The organism is Phenylobacterium sp., from assembly GCF_036677185.1.
Lineage (GTDB): Bacteria > Pseudomonadota > Alphaproteobacteria > Caulobacterales > Caulobacteraceae > Phenylobacterium.
Window position 1 is genome coordinate 131,631 of the sequence record NZ_JAKFEN010000013.1, and the last position, 15,899, is coordinate 147,529.

The 15,899-nt window shown below is 68.7% G+C and carries 19 protein-coding genes, 1 other RNA gene and 1 pseudogene; 8 read left to right on the forward strand and 13 right to left on the reverse strand.

The window, feature by feature from the left end:
- The first annotated feature begins 12 nt into the window (after positions 1-12).
- Entirely contained in the window at positions 13-459 is a 447-nt protein-coding gene (tadA, locus tag V6M51_RS04265; protein ID WP_332764920.1) for a tRNA adenosine(34) deaminase TadA, read from the forward strand.
- 3 nt (positions 460-462) lie between these two features.
- Positions 463-918, forward strand: a complete 456-nt coding sequence (locus V6M51_RS04270; RefSeq protein WP_332764921.1) for a DUF6265 family protein — start codon at positions 463-465, stop codon at positions 916-918.
- Here V6M51_RS04270 and V6M51_RS04275 read toward each other — a convergent pair.
- Entirely contained in the window at positions 915-2,630 is a 1,716-nt protein-coding gene (locus tag V6M51_RS04275; RefSeq protein WP_332764922.1) for an alkyl sulfatase dimerization domain-containing protein, read from the reverse strand. The two genes, V6M51_RS04270 and V6M51_RS04275, sit on opposite strands and share 4 nt — an antisense overlap.
- 116 nt (positions 2,631-2,746) lie before the next feature.
- On the opposite strand from V6M51_RS04275, the gene V6M51_RS04280 reads away from it, so the two are divergent.
- Positions 2,747-3,604, forward strand: a complete 858-nt coding sequence (locus V6M51_RS04280) for an SDR family NAD(P)-dependent oxidoreductase (protein WP_332764923.1) — start codon at positions 2,747-2,749, stop codon at positions 3,602-3,604.
- On the opposite strand, the gene V6M51_RS04285 is transcribed toward V6M51_RS04280, so the two are convergent.
- The 7 genes from V6M51_RS04285 to V6M51_RS04315 all read right to left on the reverse strand — a co-directional run bounded on the left by V6M51_RS04285 (position 3,601) and on the right by V6M51_RS04315 (position 8,956).
- Positions 3,601-4,188 carry a GNAT family N-acetyltransferase gene (locus V6M51_RS04285; protein ID WP_332764925.1) on the reverse strand — a complete coding sequence of 196 codons (588 nt, stop codon included), beginning with the start codon at positions 4,186-4,188 and terminating at the stop codon, positions 3,601-3,603. The two genes, V6M51_RS04280 and V6M51_RS04285, sit on opposite strands and share 4 nt — an antisense overlap.
- The gene (locus tag V6M51_RS04290) at positions 4,185-4,943 is read right to left on the reverse strand and encodes a sulfite exporter TauE/SafE family protein (RefSeq protein WP_332764927.1); all 759 of its coding nucleotides are present in this window, start codon (positions 4,941-4,943) and stop codon (positions 4,185-4,187) included. The genes V6M51_RS04285 and V6M51_RS04290 overlap by 4 nt, the downstream gene beginning before the upstream one ends.
- A gap of 225 nt (positions 4,944-5,168) precedes the next feature.
- Positions 5,169-5,693, reverse strand: a complete 525-nt coding sequence (locus V6M51_RS04295; protein ID WP_332764928.1) for a GNAT family N-acetyltransferase — start codon at positions 5,691-5,693, stop codon at positions 5,169-5,171.
- A 106-nt stretch (positions 5,694-5,799) separates the two neighbouring features.
- The gene (locus V6M51_RS04300) at positions 5,800-7,119 is read right to left on the reverse strand and encodes an acyl-CoA dehydrogenase family protein (protein WP_442957640.1); all 1,320 of its coding nucleotides are present in this window, start codon (positions 7,117-7,119) and stop codon (positions 5,800-5,802) included.
- A 195-nt stretch (positions 7,120-7,314) separates the two neighbouring features.
- Positions 7,315-7,854, reverse strand: a complete 540-nt coding sequence (locus tag V6M51_RS04305) for an AAA family ATPase (protein ID WP_332764929.1) — start codon at positions 7,852-7,854, stop codon at positions 7,315-7,317.
- A 224-nt stretch (positions 7,855-8,078) separates the two neighbouring features.
- Positions 8,079-8,465: a VOC family protein gene (locus tag V6M51_RS04310; RefSeq protein WP_332764931.1), complete on the reverse strand. Its 387-nt coding sequence runs from the start codon at positions 8,463-8,465 to the stop codon at positions 8,079-8,081.
- 68 nt (positions 8,466-8,533) lie between these two features.
- Positions 8,534-8,956, reverse strand: coding sequence for a hypothetical protein (locus tag V6M51_RS04315; RefSeq protein ID WP_332764932.1), 423 nt, complete (start codon positions 8,954-8,956; stop codon positions 8,534-8,536).
- Positions 8,957-9,173: 217 nt separating this feature from the next.
- Here V6M51_RS04315 and groES point away from each other — a divergent pair, with 217 nt between their 5' ends.
- Together groES and groL are read left to right on the forward strand one after the other, a co-directional pair.
- Positions 9,174-9,461, forward strand: coding sequence for a co-chaperone GroES (gene groES / locus V6M51_RS04320; RefSeq protein WP_332764934.1), 288 nt, complete (start codon positions 9,174-9,176; stop codon positions 9,459-9,461).
- A 50-nt stretch (positions 9,462-9,511) separates the two neighbouring features.
- Entirely contained in the window at positions 9,512-11,161 is a 1,650-nt protein-coding gene (gene groL, locus V6M51_RS04325) for a chaperonin GroEL (RefSeq protein ID WP_332764936.1), read from the forward strand.
- A gap of 150 nt (positions 11,162-11,311) precedes the next feature.
- On the opposite strand, the gene V6M51_RS04330 is transcribed toward groL, so the two are convergent.
- Together V6M51_RS04330 and V6M51_RS04335 are read right to left on the reverse strand one after the other, a co-directional pair.
- The gene (locus tag V6M51_RS04330; protein WP_332764938.1) at positions 11,312-11,611 is read right to left on the reverse strand and encodes a GIY-YIG nuclease family protein; all 300 of its coding nucleotides are present in this window, start codon (positions 11,609-11,611) and stop codon (positions 11,312-11,314) included.
- A gap of 83 nt (positions 11,612-11,694) precedes the next feature.
- The gene (locus tag V6M51_RS04335; protein WP_332764940.1) at positions 11,695-12,048 is read right to left on the reverse strand and encodes a phage holin family protein; all 354 of its coding nucleotides are present in this window, start codon (positions 12,046-12,048) and stop codon (positions 11,695-11,697) included.
- A gap of 71 nt (positions 12,049-12,119) precedes the next feature.
- On the opposite strand from V6M51_RS04335, the gene V6M51_RS04340 reads away from it, so the two are divergent.
- Together V6M51_RS04340 and V6M51_RS04345 are read left to right on the forward strand one after the other, a co-directional pair.
- Positions 12,120-12,326, forward strand: coding sequence for a tautomerase family protein (locus tag V6M51_RS04340; protein WP_332764942.1), 207 nt, complete (start codon positions 12,120-12,122; stop codon positions 12,324-12,326).
- A gap of 94 nt (positions 12,327-12,420) precedes the next feature.
- A complete protein-coding gene (locus V6M51_RS04345) occupies positions 12,421-12,996 on the forward strand; it encodes a hypothetical protein (RefSeq protein ID WP_332764944.1) in 576 nt (191 codons plus the stop codon).
- Here V6M51_RS04345 and V6M51_RS04350 read toward each other — a convergent pair.
- The 3 genes from V6M51_RS04350 to ssrS form a co-directional block, all read right to left on the reverse strand.
- Positions 12,993-13,832 carry a TIGR00282 family metallophosphoesterase gene (locus tag V6M51_RS04350; RefSeq protein ID WP_332764946.1) on the reverse strand — a complete coding sequence of 280 codons (840 nt, stop codon included), beginning with the start codon at positions 13,830-13,832 and terminating at the stop codon, positions 12,993-12,995. The genes V6M51_RS04345 and V6M51_RS04350 overlap by 4 nt on opposite strands.
- Before the next feature lie 5 nt (positions 13,833-13,837).
- Positions 13,838-14,413, reverse strand: coding sequence for a 5-formyltetrahydrofolate cyclo-ligase (locus V6M51_RS04355; RefSeq protein WP_332764948.1), 576 nt, complete (start codon positions 14,411-14,413; stop codon positions 13,838-13,840).
- A 24-nt stretch (positions 14,414-14,437) separates the two neighbouring features.
- Positions 14,438-14,597: non-coding RNA, 6S RNA (gene ssrS / locus V6M51_RS04360), on the reverse strand.
- 162 nt (positions 14,598-14,759) lie between these two features.
- On the opposite strand from ssrS, the pseudogene ftsZ reads away from it, so the two are divergent.
- A pseudogene (gene ftsZ / locus V6M51_RS04365) lies at positions 14,760-15,758 on the forward strand (cell division protein FtsZ); the annotation flags it as partial.
- Between the last annotated feature and the right edge of the window lie 141 nt (positions 15,759-15,899).

The following is a 15,899-nucleotide window of genomic DNA, read 5'->3' on the forward strand; positions in this document are numbered from 1 at the left end:
GATCAACGCACCATGCGCATCGCGCTTCAAGCCGCGCAAGACGCCGCCGCACGTGGCGAAACGCCCGTGGGGGCCGTCGTGGTCGATCCGGCGACCGGCGAAGTGGTCGCCATCGGCGCCAATGGCCCCATCGGCGCGCACGATCCGACCGCCCATGCGGAGATCGTCGCCCTGCGCGCGGCGGCCGCAAAGCGGGGCAATTACCGGCTCACCGACCTGACCCTGGTGGTGACGCTGGAGCCCTGCGCCATGTGCGCCGGGGCGATCAGCCACGCCAGGATCGGGCGGCTGGTGTTCGGGGCGCAGGACCCCAAGGGCGGCGCCGTGGTGCATGGCCCGAAATTCTTCGACCAGCCCACCTGCCACTGGCGGCCGCAGGTGGTGGGCGGAGTGCTGGCGCAGGAGAGTTCGGACCTGCTGAAGGGCTTCTTCCAAGCCCGGCGGAAAAAGAAGGACTAGCTCATGCGCAAGACGATCATCGCCGTGCTGCTGCTGGCGGCCGGGTCCGCCCGGGCCGCGCCCGCCGACGACGTCCAGGCGCTGGCCTGGATGGCCGGGTCCTGGGTCCATGAGGCGGACGGGGTGACTGTTCGAGAAACCTGGCTGACCCCGATCGGCGGCGCCATGGCCGGGGCGGCCCAAACCAACCGGCCGGGCAAGCGGCCTAGCCTGGAGTTCACCAGCATCACCGCCGAGCCGGCCGGGGCCACCTTCACCGCCCGGGTCGGGACCCAGCCGCCGACGCCCTTCGTGCTGAAGCCAGGGCCAGCGGGCGAGGCGGTGTTCGAGAACCTGGCCCACGATTTCCCGCAGCGGGTCATCTACCGCCGCTGCGGCGAGGACCTCTGCGCACGGGTCGAGGGGACGATGAACGGCAAGCTCGAAGGCGAGGACTGGCGCTATACGCGCGTCCGCTAGCCCCGGAACAGATCCAGGAACGCCGCGAGGTCGGCCGGCGAGCCCTTCTCCAGCTTCACTTTGCCGGAGGTAAGCGCCGCCTGCAGGGCGGCGGGCGAGGCGACGGCGCCGACCCAGTCGGCCTTGGTCGCGGCCACCACCAGGGGGACCTCCGCCGCCACGCCCGAAGAGGTCTCGGCCACGCCCCGCCGCACGCCGATGGTCCAGTCGCCCTCGCCGGTCAGTTTTAGCCCCATGGCCCGCTCGACCTGGGCGGCCTTCTCGGCGTTCAGCCGCACGGGGAAGGTGGCGACGATGGCGGCGGCCGGCAGGCCCGCGGCCTGGGCGCCGCCCTGACGGGCCCCGACGATCTGGGCCCAGCCGGGGGCCTTCTTGTCCAGCTCGGCGGCGCGCTGCAGGTAGTAGTTGCGGCCGTTGGGCGAGACGCTGTCATAGCCGAGCTGGCGCAGCGCCCTGGCCTGCAGGGCGTCGGCTTGGGGCTTCAGGGCCGGATCGGCGCGGCCCACATGGCCCGCCAGCTCCGCCGTCCACTTCCAGCGGCCCTGGTCGTAGGCGGCCTGGGCCTGGGCCAGCGCCGGCGCCGCGCCGCCGGCCAGGGCGACGATCTCCTTGGCCCTGACGTCGGGGGCGTCGAAGGAGAGGGTCGCCGGATCGCCGCCGAACCAGCCCATATATCCCGTGACCACCGAGCGCACCGACCACTCCACCGTCCCGTAGTGCTCGAAGAGGAAGGGATCGGCCGCCAGGTGGGCGGGCAGCCTCACCTTCTCGACGATCTCGTCGGGGCTGAGGCCGGCGTTCATCCAGCGCACCGCCTGGTCGTGAGTGAAGCGGATGGCGTCGCGATAGTTGGTCAGCGTGCCCATGATCGCCGGCGCGCCGACGATGGGCCGGGTGTGCGAGGGGACCAGGACCTCCGGCCGCAGCGCCCGCATCCGGTCGACCGAAGCCGCCCACTGGACCGGGTCGCGATAGCTGGTGCCGCGGATCGTGTAGAGGTTGGGGAAGGCCTTGTAGACATTGTCGCCCGGGAACAGGATTTTCCGCGCCGGCATCCAGACCAGGATCTGGTCCTCGGTCTCGCCGGGCGCATGCTCCAGCACGAAGCGCTCGCCGCCCAGGGTCAGCTCCAGCCGGTCCTTGAAGGTGACGTTGGGGGCGATGAACCCCCCCGCCCCGCCGCCGCCGAAGGCGGAGAGATAGGGTCCGATCCCGACATTGACGAAGCCGTCCGGCGTCCCCTTGGGCAGGAAGACCCCGTACATCCGCGCGGCGCGGGCGGCGATGGCCGGGGCGGCGACCCCGTTCCACTTGGCGGCCTCGCGCAGCAGGGTCTCGTGGGCGATGACCTTGCCGCCCTTGGCCAGGGGGAAGCCCGCCGCGCCGTTGATGTGGTCGTTGTGATTGTGGGTGTAGATGATCGCCACCACCGGCTTGCCGCCGGCACGCGGCGCGAACTCGGCCCAGACCTTCTTGGCCTCCTCCAGGCTGTCGGTTGTGTCGATGATCACCACGCCGGTCTTGCCCACCACCATGATCGAATTGGCGATACCGTAGCCGACGGCGGAGAAGACGCCGGGCGCGGGTTCATAGACCTTGGGCGGAGCGAACTCGGCGGTGTGGGCGGCGAGCGAGGGGGCGATGCGCGGACCCGGCTCCTGAGCGTGGGCGGCGCCGGCCAGGCTGGCCGCAAGAACGATGGCGCGGATCATGTCGTTTTCCCCCGTGGCGCGGTTGCTGGATGCTTGCCAGCGTCCATACCGGGCCCAATGATGGCGCCATAATTAGATCATTCGGGAGCGACGTCATGGGTCTGTTGGATGGGAAGGTGGCGATTGTCACGGGCGCCGGCGGCGGTCTGGGCGAGGCCTACGCCAAGCTGTTCGCCAAGGAGGGCGCCTCGGTCGTCGTCAACGACCTGGGCGGATCGCGCGACGGGTCGGGGTCTGGGACCAGCGCCGCGGCCCAGAAGGTGGTCGACGAGATCGTGGCGGCCGGCGGCAAGGCCGTGGCCAACGGCGACGACGTCTCCACCATGGAAGGCGGCGAGCGGATCGCCAAGACCGCGCTGGATAACTACGGCCAGATCGACATCCTGGTCTGCAACGCCGGCATCCTGCGCGACAAGACCTTCGCCAACACCTCCGAGCAGGACTGGGACCTGGTGGTGAAGGTCCACCTGAAGGGGACCTATTGCTGCACCATGCCGGTATGGAAATGGATGAAAGACAATGGCAAGCCCGGGGCCATCGTCATGACCAGCTCGACCTCGGGCCTCTACGGCAATTTCGGCCAGTCCAACTACGGGGCGGCCAAGGCCGGCATCTACGGCTTCATGCGCGTGCTCTCCATCGAGGGGCGCAAGTACGGCATCCGGGTCATGGGCCTGGCCCCGGGCGCCTTCACCCGCATGACCTCCGATCTGCCCGGCCGGCAGGGCAAGGAGCCCGACGCCATGAGCCTGCCGGAGAACATCGCGCCGGGCGTGCTCTACATGGTCTCGGACCTCGCCGCCGACCACACCGGCAAGGTGCTGGGGGTCTCCTCGCGCGGGGTGCGGGAGATCAAGATGCTGCAGACCGACGGCTTCCAGCCCGGCCGGCCCTACACCGCCCAGGAGGTGGCCGAACACGCGGGCGAGGTGTTCTTCCCGGCCGCGGCGGAGCGGACGGCGGCCAGCGCCTAGACGAAGGCCGCGAGCCGGACATCCAGCCGATCGCGGACGGCCGGCCATTCGTCGTCGAGGATCGAGAACACCACCGTATCGCGGACGCGGCCGGTCCAGGTGAGGCGGTCCCTGCGGAAGATCCCCTCCTGCACGGCGCCCATCTTCAGCACCGCGGCGCGGGAGCGGGCGTTGATGGCGTCGACGCGGTAGACCACCCGCCGGGCGCCGGTGTCGAAGGCCTCGCCCATCATCAGCCGCTTGGCCGCCGGGTTGGTCGCCCCGCCGCGGAAGTCGGGGTGGTAGTAGGTGCCGCCGACCTCGACCACGGCGTTCACCGGGTCGGCGCCGATGAAGCAGGTCATGCCGATGCAGCGCCCGTCCACCACCACGGCGTAGTGCATCCAGGCCCCGGTGGCGCGGTCGCGCGGCATCTGGTTGGTCCAGCGCGCGTCGAAGGCCTCGCCCAGCATGGAATAGGGATAGAGGTCGTGGAACAGGGCGGGGTCGGCGGCGCAGGCCGCGCGCAGGTCTTCCTTGTGGACCTCGGCCATGGGTTCCAGCCGCACGAAGCGGTTCTCCAGGACCTTGGGTACGATCTTCATCCGCCGCCTCGCATGAACAGTTGAGCGGCCTGGATCAGATAGACGACGCCCACCCCGGTCACGATCCACTTTGTCCAGGACTTGAAGTCCACATCGGTCATGCGGTCGAGGATCTTGCCCCCCACCCAGGTGCCGCACATGGAGAGCGGAATGGCGACGGCGAAGATTTGCCAAGGCGGCATGTCCTGGCTGGGCGTGGTCAGCAGGGGCGCGCCGTAGACGACGATCTTGGCCAGGTGGGCGAAGACCTGGGTGGCGGCCTTGGTGGCGACGATCGCGTGGCGGGTCAGCACCGTGCGCACGAAGAAGATGTCGAGCAGCGGCCCGGCGACCCCGGCGATCAGGTTGAGGCCGGTCACCAGGAAGCCCGAGGTGAAGGCGTGGACCGGCTTGGCCGCGTCCAGCCGCAGCCAGGTCTTCGGAAGCCAGACCAGGCCGGGCACCAGGCCCAGCGCCAGGTAGAGCAAGCCCTTGGAGGGCACGAAGGAGATCAGCGCCACCAGCAGGCCAGCCAGCAAGGAGGCCGCCGCATACCAGCCGACGATGTCCCAGCGCACGTGCCGGGCATGCAGCACCGCGCGCCAGCCATTGGCGAACAGCTGCAGGACGCCATGGGTGACGAAGGCCGCCGAGACCGGCAGGACCAGGGCGAGCGCCCCCATCAGAACCAGGCCGCCGGCCATGCCGAAGACGCCTGAGAGGGTGGCGGTGACGAAGGCCGTCACAACGATGAAAACAGCCGCGAGAATATGCACTGGGTCGTCCTCCGGGTTGCGACCCGCGCCCTATGGGGTGGACACAGGCCACCCCCGCTCGCGGATCTGCTGCGCATCGCGCGCGAAAATGTGCGGGTCCGCCCGCGCACCTTCCGGAGGAAGGCGGTGTTTTCCAGGCTGGGGATCACGACGTCGGATCGACCCGGCTGCCGCTGGAGCACGCGCCTGCTCTACACCCGAACAAGCGGGGCCGTCGAGCCGGGCTCAGATGTCCTTGTAGAAGACAACCGTGCCGCAGGGCCGGCCATCGGGCATCAGGGCGTAGCGCGGTATGACGCCCACCCGCACCCAGCCCAGCCGGGCGTAGAGCCGCTCGGCGGCCTCGCCCTCCACGGTGTCGAGGGTCAGCAGGCTCTTGCCCAGGTCGCGGCCAGCCTGCTCGGCGGCGCGCATCAGGGCCTCGCCCACACCCCGGCGGCGTCCGCGGCGATGGACCAGCATCTTGGCGACGTCGCCCCGGTGCGACTGGTTGGGCGGGCCGGCGGGGATCACCTCGACGACGCCAACCGGGCCGTCATCGTCCTCCGCCACGATCACCGCGCGGCCGTCGGCGGCCTGGGCCTCGGCGACGCCAATCCAGAACGCCAGGGCGTCGGCGAGGGTCATGTCGGCCATGAACGAGACCGAGGCCCCGCCCTCCACGCAGTCCTTGAGGATGGCCGCCAGGGCCGGGGCGGCGGCTCGGGTCGCGGCCGCCTCGAGGCGGCGGATGCGGAAGGGCTGGGTCATGAGTGTCGCCCCTACACCGGCAATCGCCGTCTCGCGACAGACGAAGGCCCCCGCGTGTGTCGCAACGCGGGGGCCTGGTCAAACTAGGGGCAGACTGCCCGCAAGCCTAGCTGCGGAAGACCGCGGCCATGGAGTTGTCGACCGGCATTTCGCGATATTGACGCAGCTCGTTGCGGCCCACGACCATGTGGTGGACCTCGTCCGGACCGTCGGCGAGCCGCAGGGTGCGGGTGTTGGCGTACATCTTGGCCAGCGGGGTGTGCTGCGAGACGCCGAGCGCGCCGTGCATCTGGATCGCCTGGTCGATGATCTTGCAGACCCGTTCCGGCACCATGGCCTTGACCATGTGGATCCAGATGCGGGCTTCCTGATTGCCCAGGACGTCCATGGCCTTGGCGGCCTTGAGCACCATCAGGCGCATGGCCTCGATCTCGATCCGCGCACGCGAGATGATCTCGATATTGCCGCCGAGCTGCACCAAGGGCTTGCCGAAGGCCTCGCGGGTCAGGCCGCGGGTGACCAGCAGGTCCAGGGCCTTCTCGGCCGAGCCGATGGCGCGCATGCAGTGGTGGATGCGGCCCGGACCCAGGCGAAGCTGGCTGATCTCGAAGCCCCGGCCCTCGCCCAACAGCATGTTCGACGCCGGCACGCGGACGTTGTCGAAGATGATGTGCATATGGCCATGCGGCGCGTCAGGATCGCCGAACACGTGCTGCGGCCCCACGATCCGCACGCCGGGCGCGTCGGTGGGCACCAGGATCTGCGACTGGCGCAGGTTGGGCGGGCCGTCCGGGCTGGTCTGGACCATGGTGATCATGACCTTGCAGCGCGGGTCGCCGGCGCCGGAGATGTAGTGCTTCTCGCCGTTGATCACATACTCGTCGCCCACCAGGGTGGCGCGGGTGTTGACGTTCTTGGCGTCCGAGGAGGCGGAGTTCAGCTCGGTCATGGCGAAGGCCGAGCGGATCTTGCCCTCCAGCAGCGGCTCCAGCCATTGCTTCTTCTGGGCTGGGGTGCCGACGCGCTCGAGGACTTCCATGTTGCCGGTGTCCGGGGCGGCGCAGTTCATGGTCTCGGAGGCCAGGCGGTTCTTGCCCAGCTCAACGGCGATATAGGCGTAGTCCAGGTTCGACAGGCCCTCGCCGGTCTCGGCGTTGGGCAGGAAGAAGTTCCACAGGCCCGCGGCCTTGGCCTTGTCCTTGGCCGCTTCCAGCGCTTCGAGTTGGCCGGGCGCATAGGACCAGATGTTCGGGTTGCCTTCGCCCAGGCGGTGGAACTCCTCGCTCATCGGCTCGACGACGTCTTTGATGAACGCCTTCACCTTATTGAGCAGCGGCAGCGCCTTTTCCGACATCCGCAGGTCGTTGAGGTCGTCCATCGGGTTCAGCTTAAAGCTGGAATCCGCCCGGTCCGCGGTCATGGTCATCTTGTCTCTCCCATAGCTGTTGTTGCGATCGGACCCCGCGTCGCGGCGCCCTGCATTGACGTGGTCGGGCAGCCGCCTCGCGCCCGAAAGGATAGGCCGATAGCTTTGGCCCCATATTGAGCAGAAATCAAACAAGCGTTTTAATTTTTCGCTGTAAATGTCCGAGCGCGCGCGGCGACGCCCCGCAGTCGCCGCTCAGACCACCCGCAGGCGCCCGGTCTCCAACGCCTCCCGCGCCGACTCCACGCTGGCCCTGAGGTCCAGGCCGGTGGTGTCCAGGACGTGGGGCTCGAAGCCGCCCAGGTTGGCGAACTGGTCCCACATCGCGCCGATGACCTGCTCGTCGCGCATGGGGTGGCCCTCACGCCCCGTCCCGCGGGCGACGGCGGTGGCCCGGTCGGGGCGCAGGACCAGGTAGTCGAGGCGCACCCCGGCGGCCTCGGCCGCTTCACGGAAAAGCTGCACGAACCACGGCCCGACAATGCCGTCGAAGATGACCGGATAGGCCTGGGCGAGCGTCGTGGCGGCGGCGGCCATGGCGCGGGTGACCACGACGTTCTGGTCGTGGGACTCCGGCTTCCAGGGCGGGATGTAGCCCTTCGCGAACCAGGTCCACACGTCGTCGGAATGGGCGTGGAGGGCGGCCTCGGCGGGCCAATCCCTGGCCAGACGCCGCGCCAGGGTGCTCTTGCCCACCCCCGGCGACCCGGTGACGATCACCAGCCGTCCAACCATGAGCTCCCCCGATCGCGTGCGCCGATCGGTCGATTATACCCCATGCCTCCGGGCGCCCGCCGGGGACGTCCGGTTCAGGCGTAGAGGGGCGCCGGGAGGGTCAGGACGATCGCCGCGCTGGACATCAGCAGGATGGCGATCGCGGGGGCCAATTTCAGCAAGGTCATCATGGCGCGGCAGATAGGGACCCGCGGCCCGCGGCGCCAGTTAAGCTTCTGACAGATTTACTGAGGCGCGTGACAGACCGCCTCGATGTTGTGGCCGTCGGGGTCCAGGACGAAGGCGCCGTAATAGTTCGGGTGGTAGTGGGCGCGCACGCCCGGCGGACCATTGTCGGCTCCACCTGCCGCCAGGGCCGCGGCGTGGAAGGCGTCCACCTTGGCGCGGTCGCCGGCGGCGAAGGCCACGTGCAGCCGCCCGGTCGGCGGGCCGCCCGTCCCGATCCAGAAATAGGGCCGCCCCTCCGAGCCATAGCCCATATGGTTCTGGCCGCCGGTCAGCTCCGGGGGCACCTCCATGACCTTGGCGATGCCGAGGGGCGCCAGGGCGGCGTCGAAGAAGGCGCGCGCCCTGGCGAAGTCGCTGACGGTCAGGCCGATATGGTCGAGCATGGGATCCTCACGTTTCTGATGGCGGCGAGACTAGGTCCTCGCGCGCCGGATCCTGTCAGCAGCGGCGCCTATTTGGACGCGAGCTGGTCCGCGCCGGCGCAGGCTGAGGCCAGCAGGGCCTTGTCGTCGGCGCTCTTGGCCGGGACGGCGTTGCCGGTCCGCCAGTTGGCCGACAGCTCCAGCGGCTTGGAGGGGGTGTAGGACCCGATCATGATCAAGGTCTTGCCCTTGCAGTCCAGGGCCACGACGTTGCCCACGCCGTCCGGCTTGCCCGGCGCCGAGGGGCCCAGCCGCGGCTCGGCGCCGGGCTTGCTGATCGCCTGCATGACCACAACCCGGCCGGTCTGGACATCGCGATAGCTGTAGTCGGCGTCGTAGGCCCACTGGATGCCCTTGTCGCTGGGCGCGCCATAGGGCTTCCAGGTCTCAGCCTGGGCGGCGCCGGCGGCGGCCATGGCGGATAGGACGGTGATCGCAACGACGCGGCGCATGGAAATACTCCTGGTTCAAATTCCCTCGCCGCGACCCTATCTGGCCGGGCAGGCGGGCACAAAGCCGAATCCATTTCCGTGGCTGAGCTTGACTTGGCGCCCCCCCGAGCCTACCTCCAGCCCGGCGTTAGCACTCAGGGGCGCCGGCTGCTAACGGCCCTGCTCCGAGCGCTTTCACCACAGCATTTTCAACCGTCCCGAACGGAGACTTAAAGATATGGCGTTTCGTCCTCTGGGAGACCGCGTCCTCGTGAAGCGCGTCGAGGAAGAAGAAAAGACCAAGGGCGGGATCATCATCCCCGACACCGCCAAGGAGAAGCCGCAGGAAGGCGAGATCATCGCCGTCGGCCCCGGCGCGCGTGACGACAACGGCAAGGTTCAGCCGCTGGACGTCAAGAAGGGCGACAAGATCCTGTTCGGCAAGTGGTCCGGCACCGAGATCAAGATCGACGGTCAGGACCTCCTGATCATGAAGGAAAGCGACGTCCTGGGCGTGGTCGAGTAACCCGCCGGACCCCCTTCCCCCCATCAACATCCTTCTGAAAGAGCAGGAAAATGGCCGCTAAAGACGTCTATTTCGCTTCCGACGCGCGCGACCGCATGCTGCGCGGCGTCAACATCCTCGCCAACGCCGTCAAGGTGACCCTCGGCCCCAAGGGCCGCAACGTGGTCATCGAGAAGTCGTTCGGCGCCCCGCGCTCGACCAAGGACGGCGTTTCCGTCGCCAAGGAAATCGAGCTGGCTGACCGCTTCGAGAACCTCGGCGCCCAGCTGATCCGCGAAGTCGCCTCCAAGACCAACGACAAGGCCGGCGACGGCACCACCACCGCCACCGTCCTGGCGCAAGCCATCGTCGTGGAAGGCCTCAAGTCGGTCGCGGCCGGCATGAACCCGATGGACCTGAAGCGCGGCGTCGACAAGGCCGTGACCAAGGTGATCGAGGAGATCAAGTCGTCCTCGCGCAAGGTCACCACCAACGCCGAGATCGCCCAGGTCGGAACCATCTCCGCCAACGGCGACACCGAAGTCGGTGAGATGATCGCCAAGGCCATGGCCAAGGTCGGCAACGAAGGCGTCATCACGGTGGAAGAGGCCAAGAGCCTCGAGACCGAACTGGACGTCGTCGAAGGGATGCAGTTCGACCGCGGCTACCTGTCGCCGTACTTCATCACCAACGCCGACAAGATGGAGGTCGAACTCGAAGAGCCTCTGATCCTGCTCTTCGAAAAGAAGGTCTCCTCGCTGCAGCCCCTGCTGCCGGTGCTGGAAGCGGTGGTCCAGTCGGGCCGTCCGCTGCTGATCATCGCCGAGGACGTCGAGGGCGAAGCCCTGGCCACCCTGGTGGTCAACAAGCTGCGCGGCGGCCTGAAGGTCGCGGCCGTCAAGGCTCCGGGCTTCGGCGATCGCCGCAAGGCCATGCTGGAAGACCTCGCCATCCTCACGGGCGGTGAGCTGATCAGCGAAGACCTGGGCATCAAGCTCGAGAACGTCACCATCGACATGCTCGGCCGCGCCAAGAAGGTCTCGATCACCAAGGACGACACCACCATCGTCGACGGCGTCGGCGCCAAGGACGCGATCGAGGGCCGCATCGCCCAGATCAAGCGTCAGATCGAGGACACCACCTCGGACTACGACAAGGAAAAGCTGCAAGAGCGTCTGGCCAAGCTGGCCGGCGGCGTCGCGGTGATCCGTGTCGGCGGCGCGACGGAAGTCGAAGTGAAGGAAAAGAAGGACCGCGTCGACGACGCCCTGAACGCGACCCGCGCGGCCGTGGAAGAAGGCATCGTCCCCGGCGGCGGCGTCGCTCTGCTGAAGGCCTCGAAGGTTCTCGACGGCTTCAAGGGCGACAATGACGACCAGGAAGCCGGCGTGGCCATCGTGCGCCGCGCCCTGCAGGCCCCGATCCGTCAGATCTCGGAAAACGCCGGGGTCGAAGGCTCGATCGTGGTCGGCAAGGTGCTGGAAAACCCGTCGCCGACCTTCGGCTTCAACGCCCAGACCGAGGAATATGTCGATCTGGTCGCGGCCGGCGTCATCGACCCCGCCAAGGTGGTTCGGACGGCTCTGCAGGACGCGGCCTCGGTCGCCGGCCTGCTGATCACCACCGAAGCCGCCATCGTCGAAGCCCCCAAGAAGGGCGGCGGCGGCCAAGCCGGCGGCATGGGCGGCGGCATGGGCGGCATGGGCGACATGGACTTCTAAGTCCACGCACCCGACGCTTTGCAAAGATCGAGGGCGGGGCCGAAAGGCTCCGCCCTTTTTCTATGGAGAAATTCCTTGGGAGGTCGCGAGGATTCTCCTCCTTCCCAGCTCGTCATGGCCGGCCTTTGTGCCGGCCACCCATGATCTCGGTCAGAAGAGATTTGGGTACAGGTCGTCCCAGTTCGGATTGTCCTGCTCGATCAGATTGATCTTCCAGTCGCGCCGATACTTCTTCAGCCGCTTCTCCCACCAGATGGCCTCGACCACCGTGAAACACCGGCGGAACCAGACGAGGCGCTTCACGCCGTAGCGGCTGGTGAAGCCGGGTCTCAGGTCTTCGCGATGCTCATGGATGCGTTTGATCAGGTCGCTGGTCACGCCGACATAGAGCGTGCCGTGTTTGCGGCTTGCCAGCATGTAGACGGCGTTGTTCGCAGGCGCCGGATCCATGGCCAAGCTTGGAGTCTATGGGTGGCCGGGACAAGCCCGGCCATGACGAGCCGGGGGTGGGAGTGCGTCGGTTGGGGGGCGCCTCAGACCTTCTTGGCGTCGCCGATAACGATGGCGCCGATCCAGCTCACCACCCCGGTGATGATGGCGGCGAGCAGGCCGGCGACCAGGCCCGTGACCGTGAAGCCCGGCAGCAGCCAGGCCACCAGCCCGATCATCGCGGCGTTCAGCACCAGCAGCCAAAGGCCCAGCGTGATGACCGTGAGCGGCAGGGTGAGCACGAACAGGATCGGCCGCAGGATGGCGTTGACGATCCCCAGCAGCAGGGCGGCGATCAGCAGGTCGACGATCCCGCTATAGCTCACGCCCGGCAGCAGGTAGGCGGCGAGCGCGAGGCCGAGCGCCCCGAAGACGATGCGGGCGAGGAAACGGGTCATGCCGGACTCCATGAGGCTTGCGGCGGAGCTTTGCGCGCTTAAGTGTCGGCGGCAACCGCCAAGGAGGTCCCATGCCCTACGTCAATATCCGCATCACGCCCGGCGCCACCGAAGCCCAGAAGGCCGAGCTGATCGCGGGGGCGACGGACCTGCTGGTCAAGGTGCTGAACAAGAACCCCGCCACCACCTTCGTGATCATCGACGAGGTGGAGACGGAGAACTGGGGCGTGGCCGGCGAGAGCGTGGCGGCGCGCAACCGCAAGGCCGCGGCGGGATAGTTTCAGCGCGGAGACCTTTCCGCCCCGCTTTGGCCTCAGGCGGCCGCCAGCTTGGCCGTGCGCCCGCTCCCCCAGGGCGCGAGGGATGAGTCCTATGCTGCGCAATCTTCTCCTGGCCGGCGCCCTGGCGGCGCTCGGCGCCCCCGCCTTCGCCCAGGTTCCGCCGCCTGGCGGGGGCCTGTTCATCAGCCCTTGCGGCGAACCGTTCCGCGGCGGCGAGGGCAAGGGCGCCTGGTTCGCCGGGGCCGACGCCGACCATGACGGCGTCCTGACCCTGGCCGAGTTCCGGGCCGACGCCGCGCGATTCTTCAAGCTGCTGGACGTCAATGCCGACGGCCAGGTCGACGGGGCCGAGAACCAGCGCTACGAGCGCGAGATCGCCCCGGAGATCACCGGCATGGGCCTCGGCCGTCCCCCCGGCGGACCGCGCGGCGAGCGTCCCGGCGAGGGGCGGTTCATCAAGCGTATCGGACCGAAGCAGGCCCCGCGCGAAGGCGCAGCACGCTTCTCCATGCTCAACGAGCCCCAGCCGGTGCGCGGCGGCGACGGCGATCTCAACCAGCGGGTCAGCGCCGAGGAATGGGCCAAGGTCGCCGGGCGACGGTTCGGGCTGCTGGACGCCGACGCGGACGGCAAGCTGACGCTCGACACCCTGCCGCGGCGGCCCTAGCCGACGCTCACCGCTTCCAGCGAAGGCACGGTTTCCTGCAGCCGGCCGCCGATGCGGATGGGTTCGACGCGGCGGGCCAGGCCGGTGGCGTCGTCGGTCTCCACATAGACCCCGCAGACCGTCGCCGGACCCTCGGCGGGCTTGAAGCGGCCGCCGGAGACCCGGGTGGTGAACCGGCGCAGCGGCTCTTCCTTCTGGTTGCCGATGACGCTGTCATAGTCGGCGCAGGCGCCGGCGTCGGTCTGATAGGCGGTGCCGCCCGGCAGGATCTGGCAGTCGGCGGTCGGGACGTGGGTGTGGGTGCCCACCACCAGGCTGGCGCGGCCGTCGCAAAAATGGCCCATGGCCATCTTCTCCGAGGTGATCTCGGCGTGCATGTCGATCACGATGGCGTCCACCGCCACCCCCAGAGGGCAGGCTTCCAGCTCCCGGTCCACCGCGCCGAACGGATCGTCGAGCGAATCCATGTGGATGCGTCCCAGCACGTTGACCACAAGGATGCGCTTGCCGGCCTGGGTCTCGAACATCTGCGAGCCGCGGCCCGGGGTGTCGGCGAACAGCGGGTAATTGACCGGGCGGATCAGGCGCGGCTCGCGCACGATATAGGTCAGGGCCTCCTTCTGGTCGAAGGAGTGGTTGCCGAGGGTCAGGCAGTCGGCGCCGGCGTCGAACAGCTCCCGCGCGGTGTTCTCGGTGATCCCGAACCCGGCGGCGGCGTTCTCGGCGTTGACGATGACGAACTCGAGGTCGAGCCGGCGGCGCAGGGCGGGCAGATAGTCGGCGAGGCCATCGCGGCCGGCGCGGCCCACCACATCCCCGAAGAAAGCGAAACGCATGGAATTTAGTCCTTTCGGACGCGGATATAGCCGCTTTCGGTGAGAATGGCGTCCAACCTCTGATCATGCGGCTCGCAGGGGACGGACCGCACCTCCTGGCCGGCATAGGCCAGGCCCAGGACGAAGACCGGCTTGTGGGCCCGCAGCTCGGCGATGGTGCGGTCGTAGTGGCCGCCGCCCTGCCCCAGCCGCCCGCCCTGGCGGTCGAAGGCCAGCAGCGGACAGACGATCAGGTCGGGATGCAGCACCGGGGCGTGGCGCGGCGGGGCCGGCACGCCGAACAGGTCGGGCTGGGGGAGGTCGCGTTCGTCCCAGGCGCGGAACACCAGGGGCGCTTCGTGTTCCTCGCAGACCGGCAGGGCGAAGAAGGCGCCGGTGCGCGCCAGCCGGCGGATCAGCGGGCTGGGATCGATCTCCGCCCCCACGGCATGGTAGCCGCTGAAACAGGCGAAGGCGGGCAGGTGCTCGAGGACCAGGTGCTCGGCCGCGGCCTGGGCGGCATGGGGCGCGGCCTGGGCCAGCTTGCGGCGGCGGCGGCGAAGTTCCGCGCGTAGATCTGACTTGGTAGGATCGGAGCTCACGCCCGGAGCATAGGCGAAGGGTGGCGGCGCCGCGAGAGCCGTGAAGGACGGTTGAATCCCCTCGACCTGGATAACCAGGTGGGCGCCGTATTGCCCGGTCCCACGGGACCGGACAGGGACAGCTCCCTTAGAGTGAATTAAGGTCGCTGGGAAAATTTGCCTTCGACGAGAGCCGCAGCAGGCCCGCCACCTGGCAAGATAGGCCTTCCCCGCCAAGTTCTCAAGGCAAGCCTCCCAGACGCCTGATCAGATAGGGGGCTTGCCCGTTTGCGACCACATTCCTATGCGTTTCCTCCGCCCCCTTGCTAAGGCGCCGGAGCGGCGGCCCAGGATGGAGTACGAAAACATGACCGCGACGCCCCCCAGCGGCGGGTCCTGGCGACCGCAAACCCACCTGAAGCCGCGGATCGTGGTGATCGGCGTCGGCGGCGCCGGGGTCAACGCGGTCGACAACATGATCACCGCGGGTCTGCAGGGGGTGGACTTCGTGGTGGCCAACACCGACGCCCAGCAGCTCTCGCTCTCCAAGGCCGACCAGCGCGTCCAGCTCGGAGTGCGCACCACCCAGGGCCTGGGCGCCGGCGCCAGCCCCGGCGCGGGCCTGGCGGCGGCCGAGGAGTCGGCGGACGAGATCGTCCGGCACCTGGAAAGCGCCGACATGGTGTTCATCACCGCCGGCATGGGCGGCGGCACCGGCACGGGGGCGGCGCCCTTCGTGGCCAAGTGCGCCCGCGAGCGCGGCATCCTCACCGTGGCGGTGGTCTCCAAGCCCTTCCGCTTCGAGGGCCGCCACCGGATGCGCATGGCCGACACCGGCCTGACCGAGCTTCAGCGCTATGTGGACACCTCCATCGTGGTGCCCAACCAGAACCTGTTCCGCATCGCCACCGAGCAGACAACCTTCGCCGACGCCTTCACCCTGGCCGACCAGGTGTTGCACGCCGGGGTGCGTTCGATCACCGACCTGATGGTGCTGCCGGGCCTGATCAATCTCGACTTCGCCGACGTGCTGTCGGTCATGGGCGGCATGGGCAACGCCATGATGGGCACCGGCGAGGCCACCGGCGACGGCCGCGCCCGCATGGCCGCGCAGAACGCCATCGCCAATCCCCTGCTGGACGAGACCTCCCTGGCCGGCGCCAAGGCGGTGCTGGTCAATGTCACCGGCGGGAACGACATGACGCTGCTGGAGGTCGACGAGGCGGCCAACGCCATCTCCGAGCAGGTCGACCCCGACGCCAACATCATCTTCGGCGCGGCCCTGGACCAGGCCCTGGAGGGCAAGCTGCGGGTCTCGGTGGTGGCCACGGGGATGAACGGCGCCGAGGTCCCGCCCGAAAAGCCCGCCTTCGGCGAGCCATCCAACTCTGACTTGGGGCGGACGAAGCCGTTCTGGGATCGGTAGACCGACACCCAACGATCGTCATCCTCCGGTCGTCTGAAGGACGATCGGGGGGACCCAAGCCGAGTCCGCCATGTCCTGAGA